General features: G+C 60.7%; 16 protein-coding genes (1 of these 16 cut by a window edge). 4 read left to right on the forward strand and 12 right to left on the reverse strand.

All coding sequences use genetic code 11. The annotated features are described in order from the left end of the window. Positions 1 to 25 precede the first annotated feature (25 nt). Entirely contained in the window at positions 26 to 1,408 is a 1,383-nt protein-coding gene (locus BXA01_RS19415) for an MFS transporter (RefSeq protein ID WP_076565600.1), read from the forward strand. A gap of 126 nt (positions 1,409 to 1,534) precedes the next feature. On the opposite strand, the gene BXA01_RS19420 is transcribed toward BXA01_RS19415, so the two are convergent. From BXA01_RS19420 to BXA01_RS19430, 3 genes are all read right to left on the reverse strand, one after another. After that, on the reverse strand, positions 1,535 to 2,488 hold the full coding sequence (locus BXA01_RS19420; RefSeq protein WP_024011466.1) for an adenosine deaminase: 954 nt from the start codon (positions 2,486 to 2,488) through the stop codon (positions 1,535 to 1,537). A gap of 80 nt (positions 2,489 to 2,568) precedes the next feature. Then, the gene (locus BXA01_RS19425; RefSeq protein ID WP_076565602.1) at positions 2,569 to 3,534 is read right to left on the reverse strand and encodes a 2-oxoglutarate and iron-dependent oxygenase domain-containing protein; all 966 of its coding nucleotides are present in this window, start codon (positions 3,532 to 3,534) and stop codon (positions 2,569 to 2,571) included. A gap of 157 nt (positions 3,535 to 3,691) precedes the next feature. Continuing rightward, a complete protein-coding gene (locus BXA01_RS19430) occupies positions 3,692 to 4,765 on the reverse strand; it encodes a BMP family ABC transporter substrate-binding protein (protein WP_016771815.1) in 1,074 nt (357 codons plus the stop codon). A 288-nt stretch (positions 4,766 to 5,053) separates the two neighbouring features. Between BXA01_RS19430 and BXA01_RS19435 the strand changes: the two genes are divergently transcribed. Beyond that, positions 5,054 to 6,145, forward strand: coding sequence for a calcium:proton antiporter (locus BXA01_RS19435; protein WP_024011469.1), 1,092 nt, complete (start codon positions 5,054 to 5,056; stop codon positions 6,143 to 6,145). 116 nt (positions 6,146 to 6,261) lie between these two features. Here BXA01_RS19435 and BXA01_RS19440 read toward each other — a convergent pair whose 3' ends face one another. From BXA01_RS19440 to BXA01_RS19480, 9 genes are all read right to left on the reverse strand, one after another. Beyond that, the gene (locus BXA01_RS19440) at positions 6,262 to 7,620 is read right to left on the reverse strand and encodes an 8-oxoguanine deaminase (RefSeq protein ID WP_076565603.1); all 1,359 of its coding nucleotides are present in this window, start codon (positions 7,618 to 7,620) and stop codon (positions 6,262 to 6,264) included. A gap of 256 nt (positions 7,621 to 7,876) precedes the next feature. Next, positions 7,877 to 8,563, reverse strand: coding sequence for an SDR family oxidoreductase (locus tag BXA01_RS19445; protein WP_039764086.1), 687 nt, complete (start codon positions 8,561 to 8,563; stop codon positions 7,877 to 7,879). Positions 8,564 to 8,839: 276 nt separating this feature from the next. Continuing rightward, a complete protein-coding gene (locus tag BXA01_RS19450; protein ID WP_041479652.1) occupies positions 8,840 to 9,766 on the reverse strand; it encodes an ABC transporter permease in 927 nt (308 codons plus the stop codon). After that, positions 9,766 to 10,872, reverse strand: a complete 1,107-nt coding sequence (locus tag BXA01_RS19455; RefSeq protein ID WP_024011472.1) for an ABC transporter permease — start codon at positions 10,870 to 10,872, stop codon at positions 9,766 to 9,768. Before BXA01_RS19455 ends, BXA01_RS19450 begins: the two co-directional genes overlap by 1 nt. 12 nt (positions 10,873 to 10,884) lie before the next feature. Further along, entirely contained in the window at positions 10,885 to 12,432 is a 1,548-nt protein-coding gene (locus BXA01_RS19460) for an ABC transporter ATP-binding protein (protein WP_076565605.1), read from the reverse strand. 534 nt (positions 12,433 to 12,966) lie between these two features. After that, positions 12,967 to 13,548, reverse strand: coding sequence for an IMPACT family protein (locus tag BXA01_RS19465; protein WP_076565607.1), 582 nt, complete (start codon positions 13,546 to 13,548; stop codon positions 12,967 to 12,969). 7 nt (positions 13,549 to 13,555) lie between these two features. Beyond that, entirely contained in the window at positions 13,556 to 14,206 is a 651-nt protein-coding gene (locus BXA01_RS19470; RefSeq protein WP_016771809.1) for a TetR/AcrR family transcriptional regulator, read from the reverse strand. 88 nt (positions 14,207 to 14,294) lie between these two features. Then, a complete protein-coding gene (locus BXA01_RS19475) occupies positions 14,295 to 15,683 on the reverse strand; it encodes a uracil-xanthine permease family protein (protein WP_076565609.1) in 1,389 nt (462 codons plus the stop codon). 115 nt (positions 15,684 to 15,798) lie between these two features. Then, positions 15,799 to 16,719 carry a LysR family transcriptional regulator gene (locus BXA01_RS19480; RefSeq protein ID WP_076565611.1) on the reverse strand — a complete coding sequence of 307 codons (921 nt, stop codon included), beginning with the start codon at positions 16,717 to 16,719 and terminating at the stop codon, positions 15,799 to 15,801. A gap of 137 nt (positions 16,720 to 16,856) precedes the next feature. Here BXA01_RS19480 and BXA01_RS19485 point away from each other — a divergent pair, with 137 nt between their 5' ends. Further along, positions 16,857 to 18,206, forward strand: coding sequence for an aspartate aminotransferase family protein (locus tag BXA01_RS19485; protein ID WP_064362892.1), 1,350 nt, complete (start codon positions 16,857 to 16,859; stop codon positions 18,204 to 18,206). 74 nt (positions 18,207 to 18,280) lie between these two features. Beyond that, positions 18,281 to 18,282, forward strand: a 2-nt sliver of a protein-coding gene (locus tag BXA01_RS19490) for a CoA-acylating methylmalonate-semialdehyde dehydrogenase (protein ID WP_024011478.1). 1,492 nt of this gene lie beyond the right edge of the window; only 2 of the gene's 1,494 nt are visible here; the start codon is cut by the window's right edge — 2 of its three bases fall inside, at positions 18,281 to 18,282; its stop codon lies beyond the right edge, outside the window.

Genomic DNA, 18,282 nt, shown 5'->3' on the forward strand with positions numbered 1-18,282 from the left:
GATTTTCCGGATGGGGGAGCACAACATGAATACACAACGCTTTAGTGCGGCTGAACGCCTGGAACGGCTGCCGCTCAGCGGCTATCACCGCGTCATTTTCATCATCATCGCCTTGGCGTTTTTCTTCGATTCCATGGATCTGGCGATGATGACTTTCCTGCTCGGCTCGATCAAAGCCGAGTTCGGCCTGAGCAGTGCGCAGGCAGGGCTGCTGGCCAGCTCGAGCTTCTTCGGCATGGTGCTCGGGGCGTCGCTGTCGGGAATGCTCGCCGACCGCTTCGGGCGCAAACCGGTGTTTCAGTGGAGCATCGTGTTGTGGGGCGTGGCCAGTTACCTGTGTTCGACGGCGCAGACGGTGGAGACGCTGACGCTGTTTCGCATCCTGCTCGGAATTGGCATGGGCATGGAGTTTCCCATCGCACAGTCGATGCTCTCGGAGCTGATTCCGGCACAACGACGCGGGCGCTACATCGCCCTGATGGACGGCTTCTGGCCGCTGGGGTTTGTCGCAGCGGGCGTGCTCTCGTACTTCCTGCTGCCGCTGATTGGCTGGCGCGATATCTTCCTGGTACTGGCGGTGCCGGCGGTGTTCGTTCTGGCGATCCGCTTTTTCATCCCTGAGTCGCCGCGCTGGCTGGAACAGGCCGGGCGCGACGTTGACGCGGACAAGGTGTTGAATGGCATCGAAGCGCGAGTGCGTGCTTCGCTGGGCGGTGCAGCCTTGCCGGAACCGGTTCGTTTGCCACGCACGGTGACGCCACCGGGCAATTTCTTCTCGGCGCTCAAGCAGATCTGGTCGCCGCAATATCGCCAGCGCACAACGATGATCTGGAGTCTGTGGTTCTTCGCATTGCTGGGTTTCTACGGGCTGACTTCCTGGCTCAGCGCATTGCTGCAGCAGTCGGGTTTCGCCGTGACGCAGTCGGTGTACTACACGGTGCTGATCTCGCTCGGCGGGATTCCCGGCTTCCTCATGGCGGCGTGGCTGGTCGAGCGTTGGGGGCGTAAACCGGTGTGCATCGTCACCCTGCTCGGCGGCGGGGTGATGGCGTTTCTGTATGGGCAGAGTGCGGTGTTCGGCGGCAACGTCGCGTTGCTGATCGGCACCGGATTGTTGATGCAGTTTTTCCTGTTCGGCATGTGGGCGGTGCTCTATACCTACACGCCAGAGCTGTATCCGACTTCAGCGCGGGCAACCGGCTCGGGATTCGCCTCAGCCATCGGCCGCGTCGGCTCGCTGCTCGGGCCACTGGTGACCGGGCTGGTGTTCCCGATTACCGGGCAGGGCGGGGTGTTCGCGCTGGGCGCGGCGTGCTTTGCGATAGCGGCGGGCGTGGTGTGGTTGTTCGGGATGGAGACGCGGGGCAAGACGCTGGAAGAGCTGACCGAAGCGCAGCCATTCAAATAAACGCAGCACCCTGTGGGAGCGGGCTTGCCCGCGATGGGGCCAGCAAATTCAACATCTATGTTGACTGACAATCCGCTATCGCGGGCAAGCCCGCTCCCACAGGTATTGATGTGATTTTGCAGTTGCTTACGGTTTTACCAACCGCGCATCCAGGCTGTTCTGCGCCAGGCGCTTGGCCTGATCCTGAGTCATGCCCAGATGCTCGTGCAGCGCATGGAAGTTCTCCGTCACGTACCCACCGAAATACGCCGGGTCATCGGAGTTGACCGTGACCTTCACGCCGCGCTCGAGCATGTCGAGGATGTTGTGCTGTGACATGTGATCGAACACGCAGAGCTTGGTGTTCGACAGCGGGCATACGGTCAGCGGGATCTGCTCGTCGATGATCCGCTGCATCAGGCGCTCGTCTTCGATCGCGCGTACGCCATGGTCGATGCGCTGGATTTTCAGCAGGTCGATGGCTTCCCAGATGTACTCCGGCGGGCCTTCTTCACCGGCATGGGCGACGGTGAGGAAACCTTCGTCGCGGGCGCGATCGAAGACGCGTTTGAATTTGCTCGGCGGGTGGCCCATCTCGGAACTGTCGAGCCCGACCGCGACAAACGCATCACGGAACGGCAGCGCCTGATCCAGGGTTTTCTGCGCTTCGTCTTCGCTGAGGTGGCGCAGGAAGCTGAGGATCAAACCGCTGCTGATGCCCAGTTGCGTCTCGCCATCCTTGAGGGCGGCGGCGATGCCGTTGAGCACCACTTCGAACGGGATGCCCCGGTCGGTGTGGGTCTGCGGGTCGAAGAACGGTTCGGTATGAATCACGTTCTGTGCTTTGCAGCGCAGCAGGTAGGCCCAGGTCAGGTCATAGAAGTCCTGCGAGGTGCGCAGCACGTCGGCGCCCTGGTAATACAGATCGAGAAATTCCTGCAGGTTGTTGAAGGCGTAGGCCTTGCGCAGGGTTTCGACGTCGCTCCACGGCAGGGCGATCTTGTTGCGCTCGGCCAGGGCGAACAGCAGTTCAGGCTCCAGCGAACCTTCCAGATGCAGGTGCAGTTCGGCTTTGGGCAGGGCGTTGAGCCAGTCGTACATAGTCTTTTCTCATCAGGTGCAATGCCGGCATTCTACAGAGGCTGGCCGCAACAATTGGCAAAACCTGACCAGGTGATCGATCAAACCGCCTCTTGCTCGCGACGATAGGCATAGGTATCGGCGAAGCGCGACAGCAGGAATTGCGCACAGGTGGTGGTCGGATATTTCGCCGGATGCTGTGCGTCCTGGCAACCGGGCAGGCATTCGATGCGCGTGTCCGGGTGCGGTTCGGCGAAGAACGGCATCGAATAGCGATCCACACCCAGCGGGCTGATCACCCGGTGCGGCGTCGAGCGATAACGGTCGTTGCTCCAGCGCGCCATCATGTCGCCGAGGTTGACCACGAACGTGCCGTCAATCGGTGGCGCGTCGATCCATTCACCATTGACGTTCTTCACCTGCAAACCGCCGGCGCTGTCCTGATAGAGCAGGGTGATGCAGCCGTAATCGGTATGGGCGCCGGCACCTTGTTGCTCGGCGGAGCTGGCGGTGTGACGCGGCGGATAATGGATCATGCGCAACACGCTGACCGGGTCGACAAAGCGCGAATCGAAGAAGTCGCGCTCGATGCCCAGCGCAATGGTCATTGCTCGAAGCAGGGTTTGCGCCAGTGCCTGCATGTCGAGGTAATGCTGCTCCATCAGCGTTTCCCAGCCGGGTTGCGCCGGGTGCCGATTGGGGCCGCGCAAGGGTTTTTCCGCGAGCACCTCGGGATGTTCGTCCGGCAGGTGCAGGCCCATGTCGAAGGTTTCTTTGAGGTCACTGGGTTTGTCCGGGTCCAGTTGCTCGGTGGCAATCGCACCGTAGCCGCGATGATGGCGGGTCTGGGTAATGTCGATCTTGAGTTTTTCTGCGGCTGGCAGGGCGAAGAAGCGCTGGGCGTGATCGAGCAGGGCGTCGATGCGCTGCGCAGAGATCGGATGGCCCTTGATGTAGAAAAAGCCCCACTCGCGACAGGCTTGGTCGATCTGCCCGGCCACGGCGGGCCAGGCATTCTCGTCAGTGGTGTAGAGCGGGCTGACGTCGATGATGGGAAGACTGTTCATGCACTGGTCCTGAAGAAACGCAAACATGAGAACACTGAAAAAACTGTGGGAGCTGGCTTGCCAGCGATGGCGATCTAACTGGCAACAGTGATGTTGAATGTGAAGGCCTCATCGCTGGCAAGCCAGCTCCCACAGAGGTCGGTGTATTTTTTGAAAGTTACTTCGGCATCTCGGCCTTCATGCCCTCAACGTAGTAATTCATCGAAGCCAGTTCCGCATTGGTCGCGCTCACGCCCGCCGGGATTTTTTCTACACCGGCCTGATCCTTGATCGGCCCGGTAAACGGCTGCAATGCGCCGCTCTTGATGTCGGCGATCAACTGCTCGGCTTCGGCTTTCACCGGCGCCGGCACCAGATCGCTGATCGGCAGTTCCACCGTGCCTTCCTTCAACCCGCCCCAGTAATCCTGGGATTTCCAGGTGTGGTCGATCACGCTCTGCGTCGCCTGAATGTAGTGCGGCGCCCAGTCGTTGACGATCGAGGTCAGCACTGCTTTCGGGCCGAAGTGGGCCATGTCCGAGGCGTAGCCCACGGCATACACGCCGCGCCGTTCGGCAGCCTGGATCGGCGCCGGGCTGTCGGTGTGCTGGAACACCACGTCGACGCCCTGATCGATCAGCGCGTTGGCGGCGTCGGCTTCCTTGCCCGGATCGAACCAGGAGTTGACCCACACCACTTTGATTTCGGTGCCAGGGTTGTACTTGTTCAGGGCCAACTGGATGGCGTTGATGTCGCGGATCACTTCCGGAATCGGGAACGAGGCGACGTAGCCGATCTTCTTGGTCTTGGTCATCTTCGCCGCGAGGAAACCGCCGACGTAACGGCCCTCGTAAGTGCGCGCCAGGTAGGTGCCGAGGTTCTTGTCCTGCTTGTAACCGGTGGCGTGTTCGAAAGTGACCTTGGGGAATTGCTTGGCGACTTTCACTGTCGGGTTCATGTAGCCGAAAGACGTGGTGAAGATCAGGTCGTATTTGTCCTTGGCCATGTTGCGGATCACCCGCTCGGCGTCGGCGCCCTCGGCGACGTTTTCCACGTAGTTGGTGGTGATCTGCGTGCCGAGTTTTTCCGCCAGGGCCTTGCGCCCCTGTTCGTGCTGATACGTCCAGCCGTGGTCACCGATCGGGCCGATGTAGACGAAACCGACCTTCAGCGGATCGGCAGCGCTGGCGCTCAGGCTGATTCCCAGACCGATGGCGGCGTACAGCAGTTTGTGCAGCGGACGTATTGGCATGAACCCGAACTCCATTTTGTTGTGTGTGCTCAGGGCCAATGCAAATTGCTGACCAACAGGACAATAAATAATCCACAACCGCAGTGCGGCCTTCGCGAGCAGGCTCGCTCCCACAGGGGGATCGCAGTTCAATGTGGGAGCGAGCCTGCTCGCGAAGAGGCGGGTATGGCCAATAAATGTGCATGCCTGAAATCAGCCGCCATGGTTTGGTGCGCAAAGATGTAACGAAACGTTAGCGGCGCGCGGCAGTCAGTAGCTTCATCAGCTCTTTTCGGCAAAAGGCCCGTCATGCTCTCAATCCTCAAACAAGAAAGCTTCCTGCTGCTGGCAGTCCTTGCCGCGTGCGTCGCTTATCCACTGGAACACTGGCTGCTGCACAGCGGCCAGATCGTCGCGCTGGTCGGCGGTCTGCTGCTGATCGCCTTTATTGTCGCCGCTTCGATGCGTGTTGCTCATCATGCCGAACTGCTGGCGGAAAAGGTCGGCGACCCCTACGGCACGATGATCCTCACGCTCTCGGCGGTGCTGGTCGAAGTGGTGATCCTGGCGATCATGATGAGCAACGAAGCCTCGGCAACACTGGTGCGCGACACGATTTATTCAGCGGTGATGCTCGACATCAACGGCATCCTCGGCCTCGCCGCATTGATGGGCGGGATCAAACACGGCGAACAGTCCTACAACGACGATTCGGCGCGCAGCTACAGCGTGATGATTCTCACCGCGATGGGCGTGTCGATGGTGGTCCCGGAGTTTATTCCCGAGGCCAACTGGAAGATCTATTCGGCGTTCACCATCGGCGCGATGATGGTGCTTTACGCGCTGTTCCTGCGCATGCAAGTCGGCCCGCACAGTTACTTTTTCAGCTACAGCTACCCGGACAAACGTCGCAAGAAGGAGCCGGTCGAGCAGGAGCCGAAGCCGGTCAGCCTGGCGCTGTCGATCGGCATTCTGGTGTCGGGGGTGGTGATCATCGGCGCACTGGCCGAGGTGATGTCCAAGACCCTCGATCTGGGCCTGGAAGGCACGGGTGCACCGCCGGTGATCACGGCGATTCTGGTGGCAGCGATTTCCGCCGCGCCGGAGATTCTGACTGCACTGCGTGCGGCACTGGCCAATCGCATGCAGTCGGTGGTCAACATTGCGATGGGCGCGTCACTGTCGACGGTGATTCTGACCGTACCGGTGATGGAAGCGATGGCGCTGTACACCGGCCAGCCGTTTCAAATGGCGATGACCCCGGTGCAAACGGTGATGATCTTCATCACCCTGATCGTCAGCGCAATCAACCTCAATGACGGCGAGACCAACGCCATTGAGGGCATGACGCACTTTGTGCTGTTTGCCACATTCATCATGCTGTCCCTCTTGGGACTGTGATCGTTCCCACGCTCCGCGTGGGAATGCCGCCATGGACGCTCTGCGTCCGCTTTTGGGACGCGGAGCGTCCCGAGATGCATTCCCACGCAGAGCGTGGGAACGATCATATGCGGGGATCAGGTGCCGGCAATCAACTGCCGGGCCGCCTGGCTGTGATCGGCGATCAGACCTTTCAGGTCCAACCCTTCAACCTGACCATCAACCACACGCCACTTGCCGCCAATCATCACCCGATCCGCCCGATCCGCGCCGCACAGCAGCAACGCCGAAATCGGATCATGGCTACCGGAGAAGCGCAGTTCATCGAGCTTGAACAACGCCAGATCCGCCTGCTTGCCCACGGCGATTTCGCCGATGTCGCTGCGACCGAGCAGGCTCGCCGAACCCTTGGTCGCCCAGCCCAGCACGCGTTCCGGGGTGATCTTTTCAGCGCCGTAGCGCAGGCGCTGGATATACAGGGCCTGACGCGCTTCGAGGATCATGTTCGAGGCATCGTTGGACGCCGAACCGTCAACGCCAAGACCGAACAGCGCGCCGGCGTCGGTCAGCTCGATGCTCGGGCAGATGCCGGACGCCAGGCGCATGTTCGAGCTTGGGCAGTGGCAGATGCCGGTGCCGGCCTGGCCGAGGCGGGCGATTTCGTCGGGGTTGAAATGGATGCCGTGGGCCAGCCAGGTACGCGGGCCGAGCCAGCCGACGCTGTCCAGATAATCGACTGTGCGCAGACCGAAACGCTGCAGGCAGAAGTCTTCTTCATCGAGGGTTTCAGCGAGGTGGGTGTGCAGACGCACATCGAGTTTGTTCGCCAGATCAGCGCTGGCCGACATGATTTCCGGGGTCACCGAGAATGGCGAGCATGGCGCCAGAGCGATCTGGATCTGTGCACCATCGCCACGCTCGTGATACTCGTGAATCAGCCGCTGGCTGTCGTCGAGAATCACCTGACCTTCCTGCACCGTTTGTTGTGGAGGCAGACCGCCGTCCTTCTCGCCAAGGCTCATCGAGCCGCGTGTGAGCATGGCGCGCATGCCCAGTTCGCGCACCGTTTCGACCTGCACGTCAATGGCGTTTTCCAGACCGTCCGGGAACAGATAGTGATGGTCGGCAGCCGTGGTGCAACCTGAGAGCAGCAATTCGGCCAGCGCCACTTTGGTGGCGAGGGCGAGTTTTTCCGGGGTCAGCCGCGCCCATACCGGGTACAGGGTTTTCAGCCACGGGAACAGCGGCTGATTGACCACCGGCGCCCAGGCGCGGGTCAGGGTTTGATAGAAGTGGTGGTGAGTGTTGATCAGGCCCGGCAGGATCACGTGCTCGCGGGCATCGAACACTTCATTGCACGGCGCCGACGGGAGCTGACCGGCAGCGAGGACTTCGACGATGACACCGTCTTGCACGACAAGGCCGCCACGGGCATCAAGCTCGTTGGAAGTGAAAATGGCGAGGGGATTTTTTAACCAGGTACGGGTCGCAGGCATTGTGGCCGGCTCCTCTGAAAGTTGGGTTCAGGGTTGCCAGCTCAGTGTTGCCCTGTCTGCTGATCCAGGGTCGCCGCGAAGGACGAGGCGCGCAGTTTCAAACAAATCGCCGCGCCGGGCAAGCGCCACCCGACCATTCACCATCACTCCCTGTGGGAGCGAGCCTGCTCGCGAAGGCGTCATGTCAGTCGATACAGATTTACCTGACAGATCGTATTCGCGAGCAGGCTCGCTCCCACATCGGGATTTTCAGTGCTTACCAGGCAATCGTTTCACCCTTGTAATTGACGAAGTGATGCCCGCCCTTGCCGGTGAACGCATTGACCTGATCAATCAGCCCGCGAGTGCTGGTCTCTACATCCAGGTCAGCACCTTCGCCGCCCATGTCGGTCTTCACCCAGCCCGGGTGCAACGACAGTACGGTGAGTTTCTGTTCGCCCAGTTGCGTGACAAAACTGTTGGTCATCGAATTCAGCGCCGCCTTGCTCGCCTTGTACAGCGCCAGTTCCGGCGCGTCGGGCATGGTCACGCTGCCGAGTACCGAACTCATGAACGCCAGCACGCCGCTGCCGTCGCGAATCTGCCCGACGAAACGCTGGGCGAGATTGATCGGCGCCACTGCGTTGGTGAAAAACAGTTGCCCGACCTCGGCCAGGGTCGCACCGCCCGGCGTTTGCACGTCCGGGCCTTTGACCCCGGCGTTGACGAACAACAGATCGAAGGTTTCGCCCTTGAGCTTCTGGCTCAGAGCGATCACCGCTTGCTGATCGTCCATGTCGAGCTTCTCGATGCGCACGTCACCCAGCGCTTGCAGCGCCTCGGCCTTCTGCGGATTGCGCACTGTCGCGGTCACTTGCCAGCCATCGCCCAGCAGGGTCTTCACCAGACCGAGGCCCAAGCCGCGGGAGGCGCCGATGATCAGTGCGTTTTTTGCCTGAGACATGATGGGTTTCCTTGAAAGTCAGCATTCAGGATTCAATGGACACGCCTGACCGCGCCACAGTTGCAGCGCTTGGCGAAAACAGGCTTTGACCCCGGAGCATACTCCAGGCCTCTTGAGTTTCTCGAGGGTGTTTGATCAGAAACAATCACGAGGCGTGGTTCAAGTGTTGCCTGTGCGGACGCTTTCGCGAGCAGGCTCGCTCCCACATATGCCCGTGTTCACTCAGATCCCCTGTTGGAGCGAGCCTGCTCGCGAAGAGGCCCGCTCTGACAACGATCAGTGCCCCGATTGCCACGGCTGCCCCAACGAAACCGGCGCATACAACCGAGTGCGCACGGCATCGCGGGACAGCAGCACCAGCACCAAAATCGTCGCCACATACGGCAGCATCGCCAGCAGGCTCGAAGGAATCGCCAGTCCCAATCCCTGTGCCACCAAGTGCAGGATGCTGGCGAGGCCGAACAGATACGCCCCAAGCAACAACCGCCACACCCGCCAACTGGCAAACACCACCAGTGCCAGGGCAATCCAGCCGCGCCCGGCGGTCATGTTTTCCGCCCACATCGGCGTGTAGGCCAGCGACAGATAGGCCCCGGCCAGCCCGGCCATTGCTCCGCCGAACAACACCGCCAAGGTACGCACGGTCAGCACCGGCAAGCCCATGGCGCTGGCCGCATCCGGGTTTTCACCGACCGCTTGAATGATCAGGCCGACACGGCTTTTGATGATCACCCACGCCACCAGCGCAAATAGCGCGAACGATAGATACACCAGCAGATCCTGGGCAAACAGCATCCGCCCGATCAGCGGGATCTCACTCAGATACGGAATCGCCAAAGGCTCGAAACCTGCCAGCGGCTTACCGACCCATGCCGCGCCGACAAACGTCGAAAGCCCGACACCGAAGATCGTCAGCGCCAGCCCGGTGGCCACCTGATTGGCGTTGAACACCAGCGCGACCAGGGCAAACAGTGACGACAACAACATCCCGGCCAGCATCGCCAACAGCACACCCAGCCACAGGTTGCCGCTGTTCAGCGCGACGATAAAACCGATCACCGCACCGAACAGCATCATGCCTTCCTGGCCGAGGTTGAGGACGCCGCTTTTCTCGCAGATCAACTCACCCAATGCCACCAGCAACAGCGGCGTGCCGCAGCGGACCATCGCGTAGAAAATATTGCTCAACAGATCGATATCCATCACAGCGCTCCGGCGGTTACGGCAGGGGTCGAGGCGCGCCGGGTCCAGCGCAGTTTCAGCCGTGGCCGATAGAGAATCAGCACGTCGCAGGCGAGCAGGAAAAACAGCATCATGCCCTGGAACAATTGGGTGATCGCTTGCGGCAGATTGAGCGACATCTGCGCGCTCTCACCGCCGATGTACAGCAGCGCCATCAGCAGACTGGAGAACAGAATGCCGAGCGGATTCAACCGCCCGAGGAACGCCACGGTGATCGCCGCGTAGCCATAGCCCGGCGACACCTGCGGCACCAATTGGCCGATCGGCCCAGTCACTTCGCAGACCCCGGCGAGCCCGGCCAGACCACCGCTGATCAACAGCGCCAGCCAGATCAGGCGCTTCTCGCGAAAGCCGACAAAACCTGCCGCACGCTTGTCCAGCCCGAGCACTTTGATCTGGAAGCCGATGAAGCTTTTCTGCAACAACACCCACACCGCAACCAGCGCGAGCAGGGCGAAATACACGCCGGCATGCACGCGGCCGTCCTCCAGCAGCAGCGGCAAGCGACTGGCGTCGCCGAACATCGCCGACTCGGGAAAATTGAAGCCCGCCGGATCCTTCAACGGCCCGTGCACGCAGAACAGCAGCAGGTTCAGCGCGATGTAGTTGAGCATGATGCTGGTGAGGATTTCGTTGGCATTGAAGCGCGTGCGCAGCCATGCGGTGAGCCCGGCCCATGCGGCGCCCGCCAGCGTGCCGGTCAGCAGAATCAGCACCAGCGCCCAGCGACTTTGCATGTCGATAACGTTCACTGCCAGAGCACTGCCGGCCAAGGCGCCAAGTAGAAGTTGGCCTTCGGCGCCGATGTTCCAGATCCGTGCCTGATAGGCCACGGCCAGGCCGAGTGCGCAGAGCAGAATCGGCAGCGCCTTGACCAGCAATTCGGACACGCCATACAAATCGCTGACCGGCGCGATCAGCAGCGTGTGCAAGGTTTGCAGTGGGTCGTGGCCCAGTGCGATGAACAACAGCGAGCCGCAGCCGAGGGTCAGCGCCGCCGCCAATAACGGCGAGCACCACAGCATCAGGCGCGATTGCTGGCCACGGGGTTCGAGAGAAAGCAGCATATTGAAACTCCGTTAAACCGAGGCGGCGTGATGTGAGTGATCGAACTGACCGGCCATCCACGCGCCGACATCGCTCAGTTGTGTAGCGCCGGTATCTTGCAGCGCCGACAGACGCCCGCCGCACAGCGCGCCGAGGCGATCGCTGATCTGGAACAATTCATCGAGGTCTTCGGAAATCACCAGAATCGCCGCGCCGGCATCGCGCAGGGCGATCAAGGCGCGATGGATGGTGGCGGCGGCACCGACGTCTACGCCCCAGGTCGGGTGCGCGGCGATCAGCAGTTTCGGTTGCTGAAGAATTTCCCGGCCGAGGATGAATTTCTGCAAGTTGCCGCCGGACAGGCTGCGCGCAGCGGTTTGCGTGTCCGGGGTCTTCACGCCGAAACGCTGGATGATCTGCTGCGCGAGCGCTTCGACTTTGCCGCGTTGAATCAACCCGTGACTGACCAGTCCGTGCTGAAAAGCACTGAGCAGGGCGTTATCGGCCAGACTCAACTCAGGAACCGCGCCGTGGCCAAGGCGTTCGGCCGGCACGAAGGCCAGACCGAGTTTGCGCCGCGCATCCGGGCGCAGGTCAGCGACGTTTCTATCTGCGAAGCGCAGGGTCGCCGCTTGCGCACGAGGCAAGGGCTGCTCGCCGCTGAGCAGGGCGAGCAATTCATCCTGACCATTGCCCGCGACCCCGGCGATGCCGACGATTTCCCCGCTGCGCACTTGCAGGTCGATGTCTGTCAGCGAGCAACCGAACGGATCCGGGTTGTGCCAGCTCAAACCCTGCACTTGCAGAAACGCCGCGCCACCGCTGACTTTCGGATACTCGCCAATCAATGCCGCCGCTTCGCCGACCATCAGTTGTGCCAGTTGCTGATCCGTACATTGCGCCGGCAGGCAATGCCCGGCTACCCGACCGCCGCGCAGCACCGTGGCGCTGTGGCACAAGGCCCGCACTTCACCGAGCTTGTGGCTGATAAACAGAATGCTGCAGCCCTCATCGGCAAGGCGTCGCAGGGTGATGAACAATTCGTCAGCCTCTTGCGGGGTCAGCACCGAGGTCGGCTCATCGAGAATCAGCAGGCGGATGTCCTGCATCAGGCAACGAATGATTTCCACCCGCTGCCGCTCGCCGATCGACAGGCTGTGGACAAGTCGCTCCGGCTCCAGCGCCATGCCGTAACGCCGCGATACTTCGCGAATCTTCGGTTCCAGTTGCTTCGGCGTGCCGGCCGCTGCGCCCATCGCCAAGGCAATGTTCTGCGCCACGCTGAGGGTTTCGAACAGCGAGAAATGCTGGAACACCATGCCAATGCCCAACTGCCGCGCCTGCGCCGGATTGCGCATGTGCACGCGCTGCCCCTCCCAGAGCATTTCACCGCTGTCGCACTGGGTGACCCCGTAAATGATCTTCATCAACGTACTTTTGCCCGCGCCGTTTTCCCCGAGCAGGGCATGGATTTCACCCGGCGCGATGTTCAGGTCGATGGCGTCGTTGGCCAGACAACCGGGGTAGCGTTTGCTGATTTGGCGCAGTTGCAGGCGCGGCGGGGAAGGGGCGATGGACATGACAGGCTCGACTGACTTGGAGTTGTGCCTGTGGATAAAGCAATTTCCTGGCCATTGAGTCAGGAACGCTTGCGGAGCCAGTGCGCAAGTGCCGACAGCAGCGCATCGGCGGGCGTTTTGTCTTTCTATCGAGCACCAATTCAGCGCAAAGCCATTGAACAGGCTCCAGTTTTGCCCGCTTGCAGTTGGTTAAAAAACGAGCAACTGCCTGGGAGCCAGACAGATCCAGCGGCTGCGGCGGTCATGAACGGCTTATCCACAGGTTGCTCCACAGTAATTGTGCGCAAGCGCCGAGGCTGGGCATAAGCACTGCGATGCTTTGTTCTAATGGTGATAAACGAAGGTAACTGTTTGTTTTTACGCTGTATTTCCCTTTCGTCGGGTCATTTGAACGAAAATTGAACAAATCGCGCAAAGCCGCATGACAGAAGGGTTACAGCGGTGTGTGCTCAGGTTATCCACAGTCGGGTGCACAGCCGATGTGGGCAAGTCTGTGGAATAAGGAAAACGAGGGATGCCCTAAAAGATCGCAGCCTACCGCTGCAACAAAATCCGCCCCCGGCTCAGATCCGCCAACTGACTCTGCAACACTTCGATCTGCGCTTCCCCCACCGCCAACTTCAACTCAACACCATTGGCCGTGAAGTTCTCCTCCACCACCAATCCACCGAGATCCGCCACGCGCAATTTCACCAGCGCCAACTCGGCAAATCCGCAGGCGCAACTCAGCGGCACGCGGCTGATCAGCTCGATTTTGTCCGCCGCTTGCAGGCACTTGTTGGCGCCACCGCCATAGGCCCGGGCCAAGCCGCCAGTGCCCAGTTGAATGCCGCCGTACCAGCGAATCACCAGCACCGCGACCTGATCGCAGTCCTGCGCCTCGATCGCCGCCAGAATAGGGCGGCCGGCAGTGCCGCCCGGCTCGCCGTCGTCAGTGCTGCGGTATTGCGCGCCGAGTTTCCACGCCCAGCAATTGTGCGTGGCATTCAAATCGCTGTGCTGCTCGAAAAACGCCTGCGCATCGGCGGGGCTGCTGATCGGCGTCGCCAGAGTGATGAAACGGCTTTTGCGAATCTCTTCGCGGTACTCGCAAAAACCGCTGAGGGTGAAAGGCATAAACGTCTTATAGAGAAGGAGTGAGGCCGCAGCCTTTGAGAATGATGCGGATCAGGTTGTTGCCGGCGTCTTCCATGTCCTGCTTGGTCAACTTGCTGCGCCCGGTGACGCGGCAGATCTGCGTGGCGAAGTCGGCATAATGCTGAGTGCTGCCCCACAGCAGGAAAATCAGGTGCACCGGATCGACCGGGTCCATTTTGCCCGCATCGATCCACGCCTGAAACACCGCCGCGCGCCCGGTGAACCAGGTGCGGTAATCCTGATTGAAATATTCGCTCAAGCATTCGCCGCCGCTGATCACTTCCATGGCGAAGATTCGCGAAGCCTGTGGCTGGCGCCGGGAGAATTCCATCTTCGCGCGGATGTAGCGGGTCAGCGCTTCGGCCGGGTCATCCTCGGCAGTGAGGGTGTTGAAGGTGCTGTCCCACAACTCGATGATGTTGCTCAGCACCGCCACATACAAACCGAGCTTGTTGGTGAAGTAGTAATGCAGGTTGGCCTTGGGCAGCCCGGCATTCTGCGCGATGGTGTTCATGCTGGTGCCTTTGAACCCGTGACGGGCGAACTCGTCTTCGGCGGCTTTGAGAATGGTCTCTTCGTTCTTCTGACGAATGCGGCTGGCGGGTTTGCCGCCGTGGGCTGGGACTTCAAAGGTCATAGGCACTTCCGGGATTGTCTGTGGGTGCAACCAGTTGCGTTGATAGCGCACCCACAGGCATACGACAAGTCCTGGCGCGGAAAAACAGTTACGCCTGTTCGATCTTGTTCAATGAAGCGGGGCTTTTTGTCTCAGCAGTTTCGCCTTCCGGCAACAACAGACACAGGACGATTGCCGTCAACCCGCCGCTGGTGATCGCCGAGTCGAACAGGTTCTGCACCAGTTTCGGCAGCAGGTGCAGCAGGTTCGGTTGCGCGGCGATGCCGAGGCCGACGCCGAACGAAGTGGCGATGATCAACATGCTGCGCCGGTCCAGCGGCGACTGCGCGAGAATGCGCACGCCCGCCGCCGCCACAGCGCCGAACATCACCAGCGTTGCGCCGCCCAGCACCGGTTTCGGAATCTGTTGCAGCACCGCACCGATCATCGGGAACAGGCCGAGGCAGAACAGGATTGCGCCGATGTACAGACCGACGTAGCGGCTGGCAACGCCGGTCAATTGGATCACGCCGTTGTTCTGCGCGAACGTTGTGTTGGGGAAGGCGCTGAAGGTCGCCGCGATCATGCAGCTCACGCCGTCACCGAGCACGCCACCGCGCAAGCGGCTGATATAAGAAGGGCCGCTGATCGGTTGGCGAGCAAGCATGCAATTGGCGGTGAGGTCGCCGACGGTTTCGATGGTGCTGATCAGGTAAATCAGCGCGACCGGCAGGAAAGCGGTCCAGTCGAAGTTGAATCCGAACTTGAATGGCGTAGGAAAACTCACCAGTGGCAAGTCAGGCAACGGCTGCGGGACCAGTTTCCCGCTGAACCAAGCGGCGAGACTGCCGAGCACCAGTCCGATGATGATCGCCGACAGTCGAACCCACGGCGTGTTCGAGCGGTTGAGCAGAATGATTGTCAGCAGCACGAACACGCCCAAGGCCAGATTGCCCGGCGCGCCGAAGTCCGGCGCGTTGAAGCCGCCACCCAGATCGGTGATGCCGACCTTGATCAGGCTGATGCCGATCAGCGTGATGACGATGCCGGTCACCAGCGGTGTCACCACTCGGCGCAACTGACCGATGAAACGGCTGAGTACGATCTGCACGATTGCGCCGAAAAAGCACACGCCGAAAATCATCGCCAGAATATCTTCCGGGCTGCCGCCGCGCTGCTTGACCAGAAACCCGGCCGACAGCACCGCGCCGAGAAACGCGAAACTGGTGCCTTGCAGACAGATCATCCCCGCGCCAATGCCGAACGGTCGCCGCGCCTGGATAAAAGTGCCGACGCCCGAGACCATCAGCGCCATGCTGATCAGGTAAGGTAGATGCGCGGTCAGCCCGAGCGCGGAACCGATCACCAGTGGCGGGGTGATGATGCCGACGAAACTGGCGAGCACGTGTTGCAGTGCGGCGAGAATGGCGGCGAGTGGTTTGGGGCGGTCGTTGAGGCCGTAGATCAGTTCACTGGACGAATCGGAATCTGGCTGCATGGATTTGGCTTCTTGAAGGAGAGTTATCCCTTCTGTGCAAAAACCTGTCCACTTGCTCAGGTTATTCCTGGATTCTGTCGATGAGACCCAGCCGGGCTGGGCTCTGCGCGCTTATCTATCGCGTCGCGGCCAGACTCTCCAGGAAGCTTTCCAGCACCAAATGAGGGCGCCGCCCCTTGCGCGTGACCGATGCCAGACTCAAATCGTAAAAACGCGTGCCGGCCTTGAGCGCACGCAAACGCCCCTGCTGCACCCAAAGGCTGGCGTAGTGATCCGGCAGATAACCGATATAGCGCCCGGTCAGAATCAGAAACGCCATGCCCTCACGGTCAGAGGCACTGGCGGTGCAGTTGAGCGCTTGATAATGCGCCTGAATCTCCGCCGGCAAACGAAAGGTTGGCGCAATCGCGTCCTGACTGTCGAGGCGTTGATCATCGAGTTGCTTGTCGTCGACGTAAAACAGCGGATGACCCACCGCGCAATACAGCAGCGAACGCTCGCTGTATAACGGCTGATATTCCAGTCCCGACAAGGCGCTGGCCTGCGGCACCACGCCAACGTGCAGGCGCCCGTCGAGCACACCTTGTTCAACTTCGTTTGGCGCAATCATGCAGATCTGGATCTGCACATCCGGCCCGCGTTCCTTCAACTGCGCGAGGGCGTGGGTGATGCGCATGTGCGGCAGGGTGACGAGGTTGTCGGTGAGGCCGATGATCAGCTCGCCGCGCAGATGTTGGTGCAGGCCGTTGACCTCAGTGCGAAAACTCTCCAGTGCACTTAACAGCTGTAGTGCCGACTGATACACCTCACGACCTTCCTCGGTCAGGGAAAACCCGGCCCGGCCGCGCTGGCATAAGCGCAAGCCGAGGCGCTGTTCCAGATCGCTCATCTGCTGGCTAATCGCCGAGCGGCCGATGCCGAGCACGGTTTCCGCTGCGGAGAAGCCGCCACACTCCACGACACTGCGAAAAATCCGCAGCAGGCGAATATCAAAATCACTGACCTGGGCCAGCGGATCGGCGCGGCGGCTGCTCATTTTTTGTTCTCTTTGTTTAGCAATGATCTAACTGAAGGTTAGAAGAGTTGGATTTCACCGACTTTATCGCCGTGGCAATTTAGCTGCAACAACGCTTTCCATCTCTCTGACGCTTATGCCCTGCGAGGTTTTGCCCGATGAACATGCCTGAAAACGCGCCGTCGCCACTGGCCAGCCAACTGAAGCTGGACGCGCACTGGATGCCGTACACCGCCAACCGCAACTTTCAACGCGACCCGCGTCTGATCGTCGGCGCTGAAGGCAGCTGGCTGTTCGATGACAAGGGCCGCAAGATCTACGACTCGCTGTCCGGTCTGTGGACCTGCGGCGCCGGGCACACCCGCAAGGAAATTCAGGAAGCCGTTTCGAAACAGCTGGGCACTCTCGATTACTCGCCGGGTTTCCAGTACGGCCATCCGTTGTCGTTCCAGTTGGCAGAGAAAATCACCGAACTGACCCCGGGCAACCTGAACCACGTGTTCTTCACCGACTCCGGTTCCGAGTGCGCCGATACTGCGGTGAAAATGGTCCGTGCCTACTGGCGTCTGAAAGGTCAGGCGACCAAGACCAAAATGATCGGCCGCGCCCGTGGCTACCACGGTGTGAACATCGCCGGCACCAGCCTCGGCGGCGTCAACGGCAACCGCAAGCTGTTCGGTCAGGCGATGATGGATGTCGACCACCTGCCGCACACACTGCTGGCGAGCAACGCGTTTTCCCGTGGCATGCCGGAGCAGGGCGGTATTGCTTTGGCCGATGAGCTGCTCAAGTTGATCGAACTGCACGACGCTTCCAACATCGCTGCGGTGTTCGTTGAGCCGATGGCCGGCTCTGCCGGGGTACTGGTTCCGCCGCAGGGTTACCTCAAGCGTCTGCGCGAGATCTGCGATCAGCACAACATCCTGCTGGTGTTCGATGAAGTGATCACCGGTTTCGGCCGCACCGGTTCGATGTTCGGCGCCGAGAGCTTCGGCGTGACCCCGGACCTGATGTGCATCGCCAAGCAAGTCACCAACGGCGCGATTCCGATGGGCGCGGTGATTGCCAGCTCCGAGATCTATCAGACCTTCATGAACCAGCCGACGCCGGAATATGCCGTGGAATTCCCCCATGGCTACACCTATTCGGCGCACCCGGTGGCCTGTGCCGCCGGCCTTGCAGCACTCGACCTGCTGCAAAAGGAAAACCTGGTGCAGAGCGTTGCCGAAGTCGCGCCGCATTTCGAGAATGCGTTGCACGGCCTGAAAGGCTCGAAAAACGTCATCGACATCCGCAACTACGGCCTGGCCGGCGCGATCCAGATTGCCGGGCGTGACGGCGACGCCATCGTGCGTCCGTTCGAAGCGGGCATGGCCCTGTGGAAAGCCGGGTTCTACGTGCGCTTCGGCGGCGACACCCTGCAGTTTGGCCCAACCTTCAACAGCAAGCCGCAAGACCTCGATCGTCTGTTCGACGCGGTCGGCGAAGTGCTGAACAAGCTCGACTGATTTTTCCCTCTATATATGTACAAAAGTGCGGGCGCCTCTCACGGCGCCTGCGGACCAGAATTCAGGAGTGTTCGAT

It is taken from the genome of Pseudomonas sp. B10, assembly GCF_900156235.1.
GTDB lineage: Bacteria > Pseudomonadota > Gammaproteobacteria > Pseudomonadales > Pseudomonadaceae > Aquipseudomonas > Aquipseudomonas siliginis.

Bases quoted from the DNA above. Each gene is read 5' to 3' on its own strand.
- BXA01_RS19465 (WP_076565607.1), bottom strand. From the start codon at position 13,548: ATGCCTTTCACCCTCAGCGGTTTTTGCGAGTACCGCGAAGAGATTCGC.
- BXA01_RS19440 (WP_076565603.1), bottom strand. From the start codon at position 7,620: ATGCCTGCGACCCGTACCTGGTTAAAAAATCCCCTCGCCATTTTCACT.
- BXA01_RS19430 (WP_016771815.1), bottom strand. From the start codon at position 4,765: ATGCCAATACGTCCGCTGCACAAACTGCTGTACGCCGCCATCGGTCTG.
- BXA01_RS19450 (WP_041479652.1), bottom strand. From the start codon at position 9,766: ATGGATATCGATCTGTTGAGCAATATTTTCTACGCGATGGTCCGCTGC.
- BXA01_RS19460 (WP_076565605.1), bottom strand. From the start codon at position 12,432: ATGTCCATCGCCCCTTCCCCGCCGCGCCTGCAACTGCGCCAAATCAGC.
- BXA01_RS19420 (WP_024011466.1), bottom strand. From the start codon at position 2,488: ATGTACGACTGGCTCAACGCCCTGCCCAAAGCCGAACTGCACCTGCAT.
- BXA01_RS19415 (WP_076565600.1), top strand. From the start codon at position 26: ATGAATACACAACGCTTTAGTGCGGCTGAACGCCTGGAACGGCTGCCG.
- BXA01_RS19485 (WP_064362892.1), top strand. From the start codon at position 16,857: ATGAACATGCCTGAAAACGCGCCGTCGCCACTGGCCAGCCAACTGAAG.
- BXA01_RS19445 (WP_039764086.1), bottom strand. From the start codon at position 8,563: ATGTCTCAGGCAAAAAACGCACTGATCATCGGCGCCTCCCGCGGCTTG.
- BXA01_RS19435 (WP_024011469.1), top strand. From the start codon at position 5,054: ATGCTCTCAATCCTCAAACAAGAAAGCTTCCTGCTGCTGGCAGTCCTT.
- BXA01_RS19480 (WP_076565611.1), bottom strand. From the start codon at position 16,719: ATGAGCAGCCGCCGCGCCGATCCGCTGGCCCAGGTCAGTGATTTTGAT.
- BXA01_RS19470 (WP_016771809.1), bottom strand. From the start codon at position 14,206: ATGACCTTTGAAGTCCCAGCCCACGGCGGCAAACCCGCCAGCCGCATT.
- BXA01_RS19455 (WP_024011472.1), bottom strand. From the start codon at position 10,872: ATGCTGCTTTCTCTCGAACCCCGTGGCCAGCAATCGCGCCTGATGCTG.
- BXA01_RS19475 (WP_076565609.1), bottom strand. From the start codon at position 15,683: ATGCAGCCAGATTCCGATTCGTCCAGTGAACTGATCTACGGCCTCAAC.
- BXA01_RS19425 (WP_076565602.1), bottom strand. From the start codon at position 3,534: ATGAACAGTCTTCCCATCATCGACGTCAGCCCGCTCTACACCACTGAC.